The organism is Paenochrobactrum pullorum (assembly GCF_041929845.1).
Taxonomy (GTDB): domain Bacteria; phylum Pseudomonadota; class Alphaproteobacteria; order Rhizobiales; family Rhizobiaceae; genus Paenochrobactrum; species Paenochrobactrum pullorum.
The window spans coordinates 91,726-106,115 of record NZ_JBHEEH010000006.1 but is presented as its reverse complement, the minus strand read 5'-3'; the positions used below and the strand labels follow the sequence as shown (position 1 = coordinate 106,115).

The 14,390-nt window shown below is 49.6% G+C and carries 12 protein-coding genes and 1 pseudogene; 11 read left to right on the top strand and 2 right to left on the bottom strand.

What is annotated here, in order from left to right; genetic code table 11:
• The first annotated feature begins 11 nt into the window (after positions 1 to 11).
• From JNC77_RS10935 to ispG, 4 genes are all read left to right on the top strand, one after another.
• Entirely contained in the window at positions 12 to 356 is a 345-nt protein-coding gene (locus JNC77_RS10935; protein ID WP_374832360.1) for a DUF6867 family protein, read from the top strand.
• Between the two features lie 111 nt (positions 357 to 467).
• Positions 468 to 1,595, top strand: a complete 1,128-nt coding sequence (locus tag JNC77_RS10930; protein WP_374832358.1) for a branched-chain amino acid ABC transporter substrate-binding protein — start codon at positions 468 to 470, stop codon at positions 1,593 to 1,595.
• 227 nt (positions 1,596 to 1,822) lie between these two features.
• Positions 1,823 to 3,001: an MFS transporter gene (locus JNC77_RS10925; protein ID WP_374832474.1), complete on the top strand. Its 1,179-nt coding sequence runs from the start codon at positions 1,823 to 1,825 to the stop codon at positions 2,999 to 3,001.
• A 156-nt stretch (positions 3,002 to 3,157) separates the two neighbouring features.
• Positions 3,158 to 4,432 carry a flavodoxin-dependent (E)-4-hydroxy-3-methylbut-2-enyl-diphosphate synthase gene (gene ispG, locus JNC77_RS10920; protein WP_374832356.1) on the top strand — a complete coding sequence of 425 codons (1,275 nt, stop codon included), beginning with the start codon at positions 3,158 to 3,160 and terminating at the stop codon, positions 4,430 to 4,432.
• A gap of 67 nt (positions 4,433 to 4,499) precedes the next feature.
• Here ispG and JNC77_RS10915 read toward each other — a convergent pair whose 3' ends face one another.
• Positions 4,500 to 5,420 carry a polyprenyl synthetase family protein gene (locus tag JNC77_RS10915; RefSeq protein ID WP_374832354.1) on the bottom strand — a complete coding sequence of 307 codons (921 nt, stop codon included), beginning with the start codon at positions 5,418 to 5,420 and terminating at the stop codon, positions 4,500 to 4,502.
• 185 nt (positions 5,421 to 5,605) lie between these two features.
• Between JNC77_RS10915 and mtgA the strand changes: the two genes are divergently transcribed.
• Together mtgA and rpmF are read left to right on the top strand one after the other, a co-directional pair.
• Positions 5,606 to 6,334, top strand: a complete 729-nt coding sequence (gene mtgA, locus JNC77_RS10910) for a monofunctional biosynthetic peptidoglycan transglycosylase (RefSeq protein ID WP_374832352.1) — start codon at positions 5,606 to 5,608, stop codon at positions 6,332 to 6,334.
• A gap of 242 nt (positions 6,335 to 6,576) precedes the next feature.
• Positions 6,577 to 6,759, top strand: a complete 183-nt coding sequence (rpmF, locus tag JNC77_RS10905; RefSeq protein ID WP_374832350.1) for a 50S ribosomal protein L32 — start codon at positions 6,577 to 6,579, stop codon at positions 6,757 to 6,759.
• 167 nt (positions 6,760 to 6,926) lie between these two features.
• On the opposite strand, the gene JNC77_RS10900 is transcribed toward rpmF, so the two are convergent.
• Positions 6,927 to 7,358 carry a GlcG/HbpS family heme-binding protein gene (locus tag JNC77_RS10900; RefSeq protein WP_184222579.1) on the bottom strand — a complete coding sequence of 144 codons (432 nt, stop codon included), beginning with the start codon at positions 7,356 to 7,358 and terminating at the stop codon, positions 6,927 to 6,929.
• A gap of 256 nt (positions 7,359 to 7,614) precedes the next feature.
• On the opposite strand from JNC77_RS10900, the gene JNC77_RS10895 reads away from it, so the two are divergent.
• The 5 genes and pseudogenes from JNC77_RS10895 (at position 7,615) to JNC77_RS10875 (ending at position 14,382) form a co-directional block, all read left to right on the top strand.
• On the top strand, positions 7,615 to 8,793 hold the full coding sequence (locus JNC77_RS10895) for an acetyl-CoA C-acetyltransferase (RefSeq protein WP_374832472.1): 1,179 nt from the start codon (positions 7,615 to 7,617) through the stop codon (positions 8,791 to 8,793).
• Between the two features lie 637 nt (positions 8,794 to 9,430).
• Positions 9,431 to 12,128 (top strand): annotated as a pseudogene (locus JNC77_RS10890) (helicase-related protein); the annotation flags it as partial.
• Between the two features lie 358 nt (positions 12,129 to 12,486).
• Positions 12,487 to 12,879, top strand: coding sequence for an Hsp15 family ribosome-associated heat shock protein (locus tag JNC77_RS10885; RefSeq protein WP_374832348.1), 393 nt, complete (start codon positions 12,487 to 12,489; stop codon positions 12,877 to 12,879).
• Positions 12,880 to 13,093: 214 nt separating this feature from the next.
• Positions 13,094 to 13,429, top strand: a complete 336-nt coding sequence (gene fdxA, locus JNC77_RS10880; RefSeq protein WP_374832346.1) for a ferredoxin FdxA — start codon at positions 13,094 to 13,096, stop codon at positions 13,427 to 13,429.
• Between the two features lie 383 nt (positions 13,430 to 13,812).
• On the top strand, positions 13,813 to 14,382 hold the full coding sequence (locus tag JNC77_RS10875) for a CarD family transcriptional regulator (RefSeq protein WP_374832344.1): 570 nt from the start codon (positions 13,813 to 13,815) through the stop codon (positions 14,380 to 14,382).
• Positions 14,383 to 14,390: the final 8 nt, after the last annotated feature.

Sequence of the window (14,390 nt, the reverse complement as noted above, 5' to 3'; positions counted from 1 at the left end):
GGAGCAAAATCATGCAGGGAATTCTTTACGAAGAACCATCAATCTGGCTGTTTATCCTGATCACCTGCCTGCTTGGCGGTTGGGCTGCGTGGATGACAGGGCGCGCATGCGCGCAGACTTGGCGTCCTTATACTACATTGCTGTGTTATCTGATCCCGCTCGGAGTGGCCGTGCGCTTCATCCATCACGCCTTATTCGAAGGTACTATGCTTTCATTGCATTATTATCTGGTAGATACGATTATATTGATCATAATTGGTTCTATCGGGTTCAGATATACCAGAGTTAATCAGATGGTCAGCCAATATAGCTGGCTGTATGAAAAGGCATCAATGTTGTCGTGGAGGGCTAAATAGTCACTGATCCAGCTAAACCGGCCGTTTAATATAAGCATAATTTAAAAATAGCATTATACGGAAATGACGGGTTTATTCCGTCGGGGAATTGAAAATAAAGGGAGTGAGAAGTTGAAAAAAACATTATTTACTGGTGTTGCTCTTTCCGCATTGCTGGCAGTAAGCGGCGGTGCCTGGGCTGATGTTTTGGTGGGTGTCGGCGCACCGATGACGGGTCCGAACGCCACCTATGGCGCGCAGATTTTGAAGGGCGCAGAGGCTGCGATTGCTGAAATCAACGCCAATGGCGGTATGAATGGCGAGCAAATCAAAATTGTTATTGGCGATGACGTTTCCGACCCTAAACAGGGGATTTCGGTTGCGAATAAATTTGCCGGTGACGGTGTTCAGTTTGTGATCGGCCCCTATAATTCAGGCGTCGCCATTCCGGCAGCTGATGTTTATGCCGAAAACGGTATTTTGATGATCAGCCCGGGTGCGACCAACCCAGCTTATACCGAAAAAGGCCTGTGGAACGTGTTCCGTACCTGTGGCCGTGATGACCAGCAAGGTATTGTTGCCGGTGAATATATTGCGAAACATTTCAAAGATAAGAAAATCGCAGTCGTTCACGACAAAACACCTTATGGTCAGGGTCTGGCTGATGCCACCAAGAAGAAGTTTAACGAACTTGGTGTGAAAGAAGTTCTTTATGAAGGCGTCAATGTTGGCGAAAAAGACTTCTCGGCGCTGATCACCAAAGCAAAAGCTGCTGGTGTTGAAGCTATCTATTGGGGTGGTGTCCACACTGAAGGTGGTTTGCTTATCCGACAGCTGGCCGAAAACAACCTGAAGGTTCCGGTCATTTCCGGTGATGCGATCGTGAATAATGAATTGGCATCAATCGCCGGTGACGCTGTGATCGGCACACTCAATACCTTTGGTCCTGATCCGCGTGTGGATCCTGCCAATAAGGAACTGGTTGAGAAGTTCCGTGCGGCAGGTTTCGAGCCTGAAGCTTACACCATCTACTCTTATGCCGCGGCACAGGCGATTGCAGCAGCAGCTGCTGCTGCAGGCAGCAATGACCCGCAGCAGGTAGCTGCAGCACTGAAAGAAAAGGGACCTTTCCCGACAGCACTTGGTGCGCTTTCTTTTGATGCCAAAGGTGATGCTGAATTGCCGGGTTACGTCATGTATGAATGGAAGAAAAATGCTGATGGCAATTATGTCTACGAACAGCAGGTTCTGGCCGAATAATATTTGACCGCAATCTTAATAAATGCCCCCGCTGTTTGTCATCCAATAGCGGGGGCATTTTTGTTCCAACTTGTCTGTCGAACTAGCCACGTTGGGTATCTGTCGCAATTTTGTGATGAGCTATTATTTTGACATATCTACATGTTTTTGAAACAAGAGCGATGACGAACTGTATTTTCATGCTTTAAACCAACGCGGCGTACGCTTCCTTGACAAATTTTTTTAATATAGCGGTGCTGCAACAGCGCTTTAAAGTATCTTTTCCGCCTGCACGTTTTGCTGTAGCGCTTCTGTTTTTAATGAATGGCTATATTTTTGGCAGCTGGGCACCCAGAATTCCGGAATTTGCTGCGCGTTTAGGTTTTGATAGTGCGCAAATGGGGCTGATGATCCTAATTTTCGGCATCGGCTCAGTATTGTTTATGCCATTATCCGGTGCATTGTGCGCGCGTTTCGGCTCGGCCAGTATCGTTAAAATATCGGCAGTTGCAGTCGTGCCCGTGTTGTTTTTGATCAGTCTGGTGCAGCATGAAATTGTGGCAGTGATTGTGCTTTTCTATTTTGGCGGATTTATCGCTACAATGGACGTGGCGATGAATACCAATGCGGTGGCGATGGAAAAATCATTGCGCCGCGCGGTCATGTCTTCATGTCATGCTTTTTGGAGCCTAGGCGGTTTGCTTGGAGCTGGAACAGCCGGTTATCTTATGACCAATATCGGCTCTATTGCTCATGGGGCAGTTGTTTCTGTGGTGGCCGGTATTTTAATTGTGTTGGCTTGGCCCAATATTCTGGAAGACAAAATTAGCGAGGCCAGTGAACGTGTGAAGTTGAGTTTGCCCAAACAACCATTGCCGTGGCTGATTGGACTGCTGGCATTGTTTTCGATGATACCGGAAGGGGCGATCATGGATTGGGGCAGTTATTATCTGCGCCAAGATTATGGTGCCTCGGTAGAAACGGCCAGTTTTGCTTTTGCCGCCTTTTCCCTCACAATGGCATTGATGCGCTTTGCCGGTGATAGTGTGCGCGATCGTTTTGGGGCAGTGAAAACATTGCGGGTCTGCACGCTGGTGGCAATCACTGGATTATTGATGGCAGCTTTTGCGCCGACACCCTGGCTGGCTATTGCAGGTTTTGCAGTTTGCGGCATCGGCATTTCCAATATGGCGCCGATCATCTTTTCAATGGCCGGCAATGTGCCGGGGGTGGTGCCAAGCGTCAGCCTGTCGATTGCCACCAGCCTTGGTTACTCCGGTACATTAGTGGCCCCATCGCTGATTGGCTGGATTGCAAAGTTTCATGGCTTTGCGCTGGTCTTCGCCTGTTTGCCGGTTTTACTGCTTGTGGTGTTGACCTTTTCAAGGTTGGCGCGTTTTGCTGACCATAATCATGATGGCCAGTAAGAAAAGCCAATAAAATTTTGCATGATTGGCGCGACAAGGGGCGACATGCGACTTGTAAGGGACTATATAAAGCCATAAATTTATGGCACTTGATATTTGTGATCATCAACGCGCAGCCATCGAGTAGTTTAAAAAATCCTGGATGAATTGAATAAAATGGCCTCCGAACAAATCAGCTATTTTTCGCACCCTTTTGCCCGTCGCACGTCAGTTGGCGTGGATGTTGGCGGTGTGATGGTGGGCGGCGGCGCGCCTGTGGTGGTGCAGTCGATGACCAATACGGACACGGCTGATATTGATGGCACTGTGGCGCAGGTTGCAGCCCTTCATCATGCAGGTTCTGAACTGGTGCGCATTACCGTTGATCGTGACGAGTCGGCAGCGGCTGTGCCTAAAATTCGCGAACGTCTTGAGCGTCTGGGTCTTGATGTGCCGCTGGTGGGTGATTTCCATTATATCGGCCATAAATTGCTGGCTGATCATCCGGCCTGTGCCGAGGCTTTGGCGAAATATCGTATCAATCCGGGCAATGTTGGCTTCAAAGATAAAAAAGACAAGCAGTTTGCCGATATTGTCGAAATGGCAATTCGCTACAACAAGCCGGTGCGTATCGGTGTCAATTGGGGTTCGCTTGATCAGGAATTGTTGACCACTTTAATGGATCGCAATCAGGCGGAAGGTGCGCCACTCACTGCTCAGCAAGTGATGCGTGAAGCGATTGTGCAATCTGCGCTGATCTCTGCTGATCTGGCGGAAGAAATTGGTCTGCCGCGCGATAAAATCATCCTGTCTGCCAAAGTCAGTCAGGTGCAGGATTTGATCGCGGTTTATACAGAACTAGCACGTCGCTCCAATCATGCGCTGCATCTGGGACTGACCGAAGCGGGCATGGGTACCAAGGGCGTGGTCGCATCATCTGCTTCAATGGGGATCTTGTTGCAGCAGGGAATCGGCGACACAATCCGCATTTCGCTGACGCCGGAACCGGGCGGCGACCGTACCCGTGAAGTGCAGGTCTCGCAGGAATTGTTGCAAACGATGGGTTTCCGGCAGTTCATTCCTATTGTTGCAGCATGCCCTGGTTGCGGCCGCACCACTTCGACTGTGTTTCAGGAATTGGCGCAGACCATTCAGGACGATATTCGTAAAAACATGCCGATCTGGCGTGAGAAATATCCAGGCGTCGAGGCGCTTTCTGTGGCAGTGATGGGTTGCATCGTCAATGGACCGGGCGAATCGAAACATGCCGATATCGGCATTTCACTGCCGGGTACCGGTGAAACGCCATCTGCGCCGGTTTTTGTCGATGGTAAAAAAGTAACCACTTTGCGTGGGACCGCCATTGCTGAAGATTTCCAGAAAATGGTAGCTGAATATATCGAAAATCGGTTTGGTCTGGGTGCTAAAGAACCAATGGAAATTGAGGCTTGAAGCTTAAATTGACTTATAAAAAAGCCGGTGTTTTAAATAAACATCGGCCTTTTTATTTGTTAAGTGTTTAGCTTTGTCGATGCGCGATAAAATGGGCGGCTTGCTTTAAAATCCCGGCCTTCTCGCCAAAAGGTTCCAGCAGTTCTTCAGCTTGCGCTACCAAACCCGCCAATTGCTTGCGTGTCCAGTCAATACCATGAAGCGCCACTAATGTGGCTTTCCCGGCATCCGCATCTTTGCCAGCGGCTTTGCCAAGATGCGCTGCATCCGATGTCACATCCAGCAGGTCATCAGCAAGCTGGAAGGCAAGACCGATAGCTGAGCCAAATTCTGCCAAACGCTCGCGTTCCTGTGTGGTTGCACCACCAATAATAGCACCGCTTTCACAGGCAAAACGAATGAGCGCGCCGGTTTTCATCGCCTGCAAGGTGATAATCCCAGCCTCATCCGGACTTTGTTCTTCCGCCATTAAATCAAGGGCTTGGCCGCCTGCCATGCCGCCGGGGCCGGCAGCACGTGCAAGGCTTAACACCAGCTCCAGCCGAGTGGCGGCATCCAGTTCGGTTTCTTTGCTGGCAATAATGTCAAAAGCATAGGTGAGCAGACTGTCACCGGCCAAAATCGCTGCGGCTTCATCAAAAGCTTTATGAAGGGTCGGTTGACCACGGCGCAGATCATCATCGTCCATTGCCGGCAGATCATCATGCACGAGCGAATAGCAATGGATGCTTTCAAGTGCAGCAGCAACGCGCAATGCTGCTTCTTCATTGGCACCAAAAAGGGCGGCGGTTTCCATCACCAGAAACGGGCGCAGGCGTTTGCCGCCATTCAAAACGCCGTAGCGCATGGCTGCCATCAGCCGTTCCGGACGGGCAATTTCGCCCGCTCTTAATCGCTCATCCAATAGCGATTGCAAAATGGTTTCAACCTGTATGGCACGGGCTGCAAGAGCGGCGGTGAAATCGGGGGAGAGACTGTTCTTATCCATGGGAGGAGCGTTTACCAGACTATCGCAAGGGGTCAACTATGGGAGCTTGAAGATTATATGAAATCAGTATCATAAACATGCCCCGATAAACATTGTTTATCATTTGTTAACTTTTCGGCAGATGGGTTCATTCTGCTTAGTAAATAGTTTATGGCTTGTCGGACAAGAAGAACAGGCTGAGTTTAGTGGAAAAAGACATTCATCAAAACAAAGACGACGGTGATGACATCGCTAAGCCTGCCGGTAAAGCTGGCCTGCGTCTTGTTTTCAAGATTGGTTTATTTCTGCTTATATTGCCGCTGCTGTTGCTTGGCATATATAAACTGCCTTTTGTACATCCGGTTTCCACGCTGATGCTTAAAGATCAGGTGTTGCTTCAAACAATGGAGCGGCAATGGATCGATATTGATGATATTTCGCCCCATCTGGTCAATGCTGTGATGATGTCTGAAGATGGCCAATTTTGCAGCCATAGCGGAGTGGACTGGCGTCAGATGTCGCTGGTGGTAAAAGATGCCTTCAGCGGTCAACCGGCGCGTGGCGCTTCGACGATCACAATGCAAACGGCAAAGAATCTCTTTCTTTGGAATGGTCGTTCTTATTTCAGAAAAGCGCTGGAACTGCCCTTGTCGATGGCAATGGATATGATGCTGTCCAAAAAGCGCATTATGGAAATTTACTTGAATATTGCTGAATGGGGGCCAGGTATTTACGGAATCGAAGCGGCATCGCAGCATTATTTCAAACGTTCGGCGTCTAAATTGACCTTACAGCAAGCTTCGCTTTTGGCTGTTACTTTGCCAAACCCAGCGGTGCGCAATCCGGCAAAACCAAGCCGCGGCATGGTCAGAACTGCCAATATCATACAGAATCGGGCAAAAAAAGCCGGGCCTTATGTCACCTGTGTTCGTTGATATTTATTAAGCTTAGTTTGTAAGCCTGCGCTGATAAGTTTAATTGACCTTTGTCAAATGCTGTGTAGAAGCACTGATAAGCAAGAGTTAGAACAGTGATGATGCAAAAAAAATGCGAATTTGACTGGTCAAACGCTGCCAGAACGTGTATAGGCTCGTCACTTTCCGGAATCTTGTCCGATGTGACAGGCTCCTTTGGAGTCGGGCCGGACTATTATTGACCGATCATTGGAGCAGAATCCATGGCTGTACCTAAACGAAAAACTTCCCCGTCGAAGCGCGGTATGCGTCGTTCGGCTGATGCCCTGAAGGCGCCTACCTATGTTGAAGACAAAAACTCAGGTGAATTGCGCCGTCCGCATCATATCGATCTGAAAAGCGGTATGTATCGCGGTCGTCAGGTTCTGACACCGAAGGAAGCTTAAGCTTCTTCAATAGTCTGCGCTTTGTGCATAGATTATTGTTTGTGAATTAAAAACACCGTGTGAATTTCGCACGGTGTTTTTATTTGTTTTGAAGATTTAAAACATGCACATAAAAAAGCCTCCGTGTGGTTTCCCGCACGGAGGCTTTTTATTGTCAGTAATGCTATTTAGTTGGCAACAGCGGTGAAGCCTGCGGCTTCAATACCGGCAATTGCTGCCAATTCGTCATTGTCAGACGTGTCACCGGTAATGCCGACTGCGCCGAGAATTTCATTCTCTGCATTTTTGATCAAAACGCCGCCCGGAACCGCAACAATTTTGCCGCCGGATACATTGGAAAGGCCTTCGAGGAAGTGCGGGCGATCTTTCGCCTGATCGTTGAGCCAGCGTGAACCTTTGCCGACAGCCAATGCACCATAAGCTTTGCCGGAAGCAATGGCAAAGCGCAGGTTTGATGAGCCGTCCTGACGCTGGAAGGCGGTTACATAGCCGCCAGCATCCAATACAACAACGGAAAGCGGCTGCATGCCGGCTTCTTTAGCGCGTTCCAATGCACCGTTGATCATCTGGTTAGCTTTGGCGAGGGTCAGTTTTGACATGAAAAACTCCTGTGATTTTCTGCAACCAATCTAGCGGCCTTGGCAGAGGATTGCACGTTATAAGCATAAGCCTACGGGAAAAACACTTAATCTGTAGCGTGAAGGATCATCTTATTTTGAGCCTAATTTGCCGGATTGCTGCCAAGGTGCGTCTGTTTTGTTGTTTATCAGATATTTTGTGATTACTGTGTGCGCAATGAGAGGAATTGCAGCGAGAAAAGCCTGCAAATTGGGAGCTTAAAATCAAATGCCTGCCATGAATGATGTGATTGTGATTGTTGGTGCGGCACGCACACCGGTTGGAAGTTTCAACGGTGCTTTTGCCAATGTGCCGGCGCATGAACTGGGAGCTACTGCGATTGCTGCGGCTTTGCAGCGTGCAGGTGTTGCGCCGCAAGAAGTCGATGAAGTGGTATTCGGTCAGGTTTTAACCGCAGGTGAGGGACAAAATCCGGCACGTCAAGCGGCCAAGCTTGCAGGCTGCCCGAATGAAACCACAGCCTTCAGCCTCAATCAGCTTTGTGGTTCAGGTCTTCGTGCGGTTGCAGTTGGTATGCAGCAGATTTTAAGCGGTGATGCCGATATTATCGTCGCTGGTGGTCAGGAATCCATGTCGATGGCACCGCATTGCGCACATTTGCGCGGCGGGGTCAAAATGGGTGATTTCAAAATGATCGACACCATGATGAAAGACGGTCTGACGGACGCTTTCTATGGTTATCCAATGGGCACAACCGCTGAAAATATTGCCACCCAATGGCAGCTTAGCCGTGAGACACAGGATCAGTTTGCGGTTGATTCTCAAAACAAAGCCGAAGACGCACAAAAATCCGGCCGCTTTAAAGATGAAATCGTACCGGTGGTGGTTAAAACCCGCAAAGGCGACATTATTGTCAGTGAAGATGAATATATCCGCCATGGTGCAACACTGGATGCGATGGCAAAACTTCGCCCTGCTTTCGATAAGGTTGGCACTGTTACAGCCGGTAATGCTTCCGGCATTAATGATGGTGCGGCGGCTTTAGTGCTGATGCGTGCAGGTGAGGCAGAAAAGCGTCAGGTGAAGCCACTGGCGCGAATCGTTTCCTGGGCAACCGCAGGTGTTGATCCGTCGATTATGGGGACAGGGCCTATTCCTGCTTCGCAGAAAGCCTTGCAAAAAGCAGGCTGGACAGTGGATGATCTTGATCTGGTGGAGGCCAATGAAGCCTTTGCCGCTCAATCTTGTGCTGTGGTACGTGATCTGAAGCTTGATCCGGCGATTGTGAATGTGAATGGCGGGGCGATAGCAATCGGCCATCCGATTGGCGCATCGGGTGCGCGCGTGCTGACAACTTTACTTTATGCCATGCAGCAGCGTGATGCAAAACGTGGCCTTGCCACTTTGTGTATCGGTGGCGGTATGGGTGTAGCGCTTTGTGTCGAGCGTGATTAAGCGGCACTTAACGGTGACTGTATTGCAGTGTAAAAGTTAATAAAAGCAGCGCTGAAAACAATAAAAGACAGAGCTTGTGCGAGCTCTGCCTTGTTATTTATGGGCTGTTACGGTTCATACCCACCAGATAGAGCGTGTACAAAATAAGAACGTGCATTAAGTGTCGATTCGTCGCCGATTCGTTCCGGCTTTGAACCAAAGCTTAACAAAAGTGCTGAAATTCAAACATTTACGCTCAAAGATTGCCTTGTAAAATTGGCACATGAGGCATGCATATTTGCTGTGTCTGAAAAGACAAAAATAATCCGTATGCAAAGGTTAATATCTGCCAATGGAATCAGTTGGATTTTCATCCACCATCAAGGGTGGTTTACGCGGCATTTCTGGCGCTGGTAGAGGCTTCAACCGATTTGACTAGATGTAGAGGTGAACAAAAAGAGAAAGTTGCGAGGTCGACGATTCGTCGCCGATTCGTTCGAGAGTCGTTCCATTCGTTAAAATTGCCATTGTAATCAGCAAAACGCACGCTATTGTGCGGCTTGTCATTATTTATAGCGGTATTCCAGTGACCGGGAATCAGTGCTATCGCTGACAACGAAATTCAAGACGATATACTGAGGCTTTAACCGCTAACCTTATGAACCATCAACCAACCCAAGATATGCCTTTAGTGCTGAGCGGCCGCAATGTGACGGCTGTACTGGGGCCGACCAATACCGGTAAAACGCATTTGGCGATCGAGCGTATGCTGGCGCATAGTAGCGGTATGATTGGTTTACCGCTGCGTTTGCTGGCGCGTGAGGTTTACACACGGGTGGTCGAGCGGGTAGGGGCGGCCAATGTTGCGCTCATTACCGGTGAAGAAAAAATCATTCCTACCGGAGCGCGTTATTCTGTTTGCACGGTGGAAGCCTTGCCGCGCTACACCAATGTGGCCTTTGTGGCTATTGATGAAGTGCAGCTGGCAGGTGATCTCACCCGTGGCCATATTTTCACCGACCGTATTTTACATTTGCGCGGGCGGGATGAAACGCTGCTGCTGGGTGCGGCGACCATGCGTGGTATTTTGGAAAAAATGCTGCGCGGTATCAATGTCATCACCCGTCCGCGCTTGTCGCATCTGGCTTATGCCGGTTCCAAGAAAATCACCCGCCTGCCGCGTCGCTCGGCCATTGTCGCTTTTGCAGCTGACGAGGTATATGCGATTGCCGAACTGATCCGCCGCCAGCGCGGCGGTGCTGCGGTGGTTATGGGTGCGCTTAGCCCGCGAACCCGCAATGCACAGGTCGAGCTTTATCAATCAGGCGATGTCGACTTTCTGGTGGCAACCGATGCTATCGGTATGGGGCTTAATCTTGATGTTGATCATGTAGCATTCGCGCAGAACAAAAAGTTTGACGGTTATCAGTTTCGTGATCTGACACCGTCGGAAATCGGACAGATTGCCGGTCGCGCCGGACGTCATTTGCGTGACGGTACTTTTGGCGTGACGGGACAGGTTGATCCGTTCGACAATGAAATGGTGGAACGGGTCGAATCACATAATTTCGATCCCGTGAAGCTGATGCAATGGCGCACAGCCAAGTTCGACTTTTCATCGATCACAGCTTTGCGTAATTCTTTGGACAAACCTGCACCGATTGAAGGACTTGTCCGTGCATTACCGGCAGTGGATGCGCAAGCATTGGACCATCTGTCGCGTGATGAAGAAATTAGCCGGTTGGCAACGACACCAAAACGTATAGAAATGTTATGGGATTGTTGTGCTTTGCCGGACTATCGCAAGATCGCGCCGGCACAGCATGCTGAAATTATTGCGTCGATCTATCAGGATCTCGTACGCCGGGGGAGCGTCGATGAAGATTATATGAGCGAACAATTGCGCCGTGCGGATAATGTTGATGGTGAAATCGACACTATTTCGCATAGAATAGCGCAGATAAGAACCTGGACTTTTGTGTCGCATCGGCCGGGATGGCTGGCAGATCCGACACACTGGCAGGAAAAGACGCGCGAAATTGAGGACAGATTGTCCGACGCGCTCCATGAGAGGTTGACGAAACGCTTTGTAGACCGCAGGACAAGCGTGCTTATGAGGCGCCTGAGAGAGAATGCCATGCTTGAAGCTGAAATCAGCCCGTCCGGTGATGTGATTGTTGAAGGTCATAATGTCGGACATTTGGAAGGATTCCGTTTCACTGCCGATACGCAAGCCGAAGGTTCGGATGCGAAGGCAGTGAGAGCGGCTGCACAAAAGGCGCTTGCCGCCGAGTTTGAAAAGCGGGCAGAGCGATTTGCTGCCGCGCCCAACGGTGATTTTGCACTGGGGTCAGACGGTGTGCTGCGTTATGTCGGTGCGGCTATTGCCACACTGGTAGCCGGTGAAAATGTAATGAAGCCACGTGCGGTGCTGTTGGCTGACGAGCAGCTGACAGGTCCGGCACGCGATAAGGTCGCCGCCCGTATTGATCGCTTTGTTGCCCACCATATTGAAACCGTGCTGAAACCATTGACCGATCTGGCAGAGGCGGATGCCCTGACCGGCATGACCCGTGGTCTTGCTTTCCAGCTCGTTGAAAATTTAGGCATTTTGCAACGCCGTGATGTGATTGAAGAAGTACGTGGCCTGGATCAGGATTCCCGTGCCGCCCTTCGCCGTCTTGGTGTGCGCTTTGGTGCCTATCACGTCTTTATGCCAGCTTTGCTGAAGCCGGCACCGGCAGGTCTCATCACATTGTTGTGGAGCCTGCAAAATGACGGGCGCGATAAAAACGGTTACGGCGAAGTCGTCAATGTGATGGCTGCTGGTCGTACATCGGCTGTTGTCGATCCGGAATTTGATCCGGTTTTCTATCGACTGGCCGGTTACCGTGTGCTTGGTCGTCGTGCTGTGCGCATCGACATTCTGGAGCGTTTGGCGGATCTGATCCGTCCGGCTTTGGCATGGCGTCCGGGCATTGGCGAGCGTCCGGAAGGCGCTTATGACGGCAGCAAGTTCCTTGTTACCGCAGCAATGATGTCCATTTTGGGCGCAACCGCTGATGACATGGAAGAAATTCTGAAAAGCCTTGGCTATCGTCATGAAGCAACCACCGATGTGGCCGTTGCAGCGAAATTTGCCGAGCTTGATGCTTTTGCAGCCAAAGCTGTCGAGAGTGCCAAGCCTAAAGTGCCTGATGCAGAACCGGTTCCGGCACCAGTGGTACAGCAAGATGTTGCAGAGGTTGCAGAGGCTGATGATGCCGCAGAAACCGTTGTTGAGGCTGTTGCAGAAGAGGCCAAGCCTGTTCTCCTGTGGCGTCAGGGCCGCTTTGAAAACCGCAACCGGAATGATAATCGCGGCAATCAGCGCGGCAATCATAGCGGTGGTGGCCGTCAGAACAATCAGCGCACTAATGCTGAAGGTGCAGAAGGCGAAAAAAGCGAACGTCGCAATTTCCGCGGGCCTAAGCGTAAGCCATCTGGCGACAATGCAGCCCAAAATCATGCCGGTGAAGGTGAAAACCGCAAACACCATCGTGACGATCAGCGCAAATCCGGTGCGCCCCATAAGAGTGGTCCGAAGCGCGGTGGCCAGCACAATAAGCATGAAAGCAATCAGCGTTTTGAACGTCAGGAACGTGTTGTGAAGCTTGATCCTGATTCGCCATTTGCAAAATTGGCAGCGCTGAAGGAACAGCTGAAGAAGTAACCATGGGTACAGCATCAGAAAAGCAGCGGATCGATAAATGGCTGTTTTTCGCGCGCGTGGTGAAATCAAGATCGCTGGCGGCAAAGCTTGCCGCCGGTGGTCACGTCAGAGTCAACGGACAAAAGATTGATCAAGCGTCATATGGCGTGAAACTCGGTGATGATCTGACCATTACGTTAGAGCGTAAAATTCTGATTTATAAAGTTTTATTGTTGGGTGAACGGCGAGGGCCTGCATCGGACGCACAGCTGCTTTATCAGGATAACTCGCCCGCGATGCCGGACAAAGATGAAATGGCCAATATCAAACCTGGCTTGCGGGATGCCGGATCAGGTCGCCCGACCAAGCGTGAGCGTCGTTTAACGGATAAATTGCGTCAAGTTTTTTCCGATTAACAAAATTCTGATTTTTGCAGTGCAAATATATTTTTGCGAATTTTATTACTTTTAGTTGAAAATACCAAGACTGCGGCAAAATCTGCAATCTGTGTGCCATTTTAGTTTTGCCCTGCGGTGAACCGTCACTATTGGGCGTTTCTAGGCTTGTCATACGGCTTCAAAATCGTTACCTGACTGCTCAACGAATGCCTTTTCTGACTGGAGTTTGACTATGACCTACGTTGTCACTGACAATTGTATCCGTTGTAAATACACGGATTGTGTAGAGGTCTGTCCTGTTGATTGCTTTTATGAAGGTGAAAATATGCTCGTCATTAATCCTGACGAGTGTATTGATTGCGGCGTTTGCGAGCCTGAATGTCCGGCGGAGGCAATCAGCCCCGATACAGAGCCCGGCCTTGATAAGTGGCTGGAACTGAATGCTGAATATGCTGTCAAATGGCCGAATATCACTGTGAAGAAAGATGAACTGCCTGAGGCCAAAGAGATGGACGGCGTTTCTGACAAGTTGCAGTATTTCTCAGCTGAACCAGGCTCTGGTGATTAAGCGATAAAATTATCTGATAAAATGGATCTGGCTGAAGGAAACTTGCTTCGGCCAGCACGATTTTGTCAAATTCTTGCTTCTGTATCTATTTTATGGTATGGTGCCGCCAAAATGTCGGTCTCTGGACGTTAAGTCGCTACGTTTATGCGCTAATCTTTGATAGGATATATTCATTTACCGGATAAAATGACCCGGAGCGGTTAATCACGTTGATTGCAAACTGCTCATCATTAAGCCGGTCGATGAATTATGCTTAGCAGTGATTTTCAGAAAGTAAACTGACAATTTTATGCCTGCAAGTGCTTTTTTAAGGCACGGGCTAAAAAAGAATATCGCGTGTTAACCGGCGGAAGCGCCGGGCACAACAGGGAGTATGGAAGCGTATGTCATCCCAGCAGAAGAAGTCCCCAGCTCGTCAGGGTTTCAAGACCGGTGAATCGATTGTTTATCCCTCTCATGGTGTCGGTCAGATCGTCGCCATTGAAGAACAAGAAGTTGCCGGCCACAAGTTAGAACTTTTTGTAATTGATTTCGAAAAAGATAAAATGCGCCTGAAGGTTCCTGTAGCCAAGGCTCTGACTATCGGTATGCGCAAGCTTTCGGAAACTGATTATGTCGAACGTGCTTTGAAAGTTGTTCAGGGGCGTGCGCGTATCAAACGTACAATGTGGTCACGTCGTGCGCAGGAATATGATGCAAAGATCAATTCCGGCGATCTGATTTTTATCTCCGAAGTTGTCCGTGATCTTTTTCGCGCTGATAACCAGCCGGAACAGTCTTATTCAGAACGCCAGCTTTATGAAGCAGCGCTTGATCGTATGGCTCGTGAAATTGCAGCTGTTAACAAATTGTCGGAAACCGAAGCAGTTCGTCTGATTGAAGTTAATCTGGCAAAAGGTCCAAAACGTGGCGCCAAAGGCGAGGCTGAAGACGAAGAAGTTGAAGCAGCATAATTTTTTAA

Excerpts from the sequence above, each read along its gene's own strand:
- JNC77_RS10885 (WP_374832348.1), top strand. The coding sequence starts at position 12,487 with ATGGGTACAGCATCAGAAAAGCAGCGGATCGATAAATGGCTGTTTTTC.
- JNC77_RS10915 (WP_374832354.1), bottom strand. The coding sequence starts at position 5,420 with ATGGATAAGAACAGTCTCTCCCCCGATTTCACCGCCGCTCTTGCAGCC.
- rpmF (WP_374832350.1), top strand. The coding sequence starts at position 6,577 with ATGGCTGTACCTAAACGAAAAACTTCCCCGTCGAAGCGCGGTATGCGT.
- fdxA (WP_374832346.1), top strand. The coding sequence starts at position 13,094 with ATGACCTACGTTGTCACTGACAATTGTATCCGTTGTAAATACACGGAT.
- JNC77_RS10900 (WP_184222579.1), bottom strand. The coding sequence starts at position 7,358 with ATGTCAAAACTGACCCTCGCCAAAGCTAACCAGATGATCAACGGTGCA.
- ispG (WP_374832356.1), top strand. The coding sequence starts at position 3,158 with ATGGCCTCCGAACAAATCAGCTATTTTTCGCACCCTTTTGCCCGTCGC.
- JNC77_RS10895 (WP_374832472.1), top strand. The coding sequence starts at position 7,615 with ATGAATGATGTGATTGTGATTGTTGGTGCGGCACGCACACCGGTTGGA.
- JNC77_RS10875 (WP_374832344.1), top strand. The coding sequence starts at position 13,813 with ATGTCATCCCAGCAGAAGAAGTCCCCAGCTCGTCAGGGTTTCAAGACC.
- JNC77_RS10935 (WP_374832360.1), top strand. The coding sequence starts at position 12 with ATGCAGGGAATTCTTTACGAAGAACCATCAATCTGGCTGTTTATCCTG.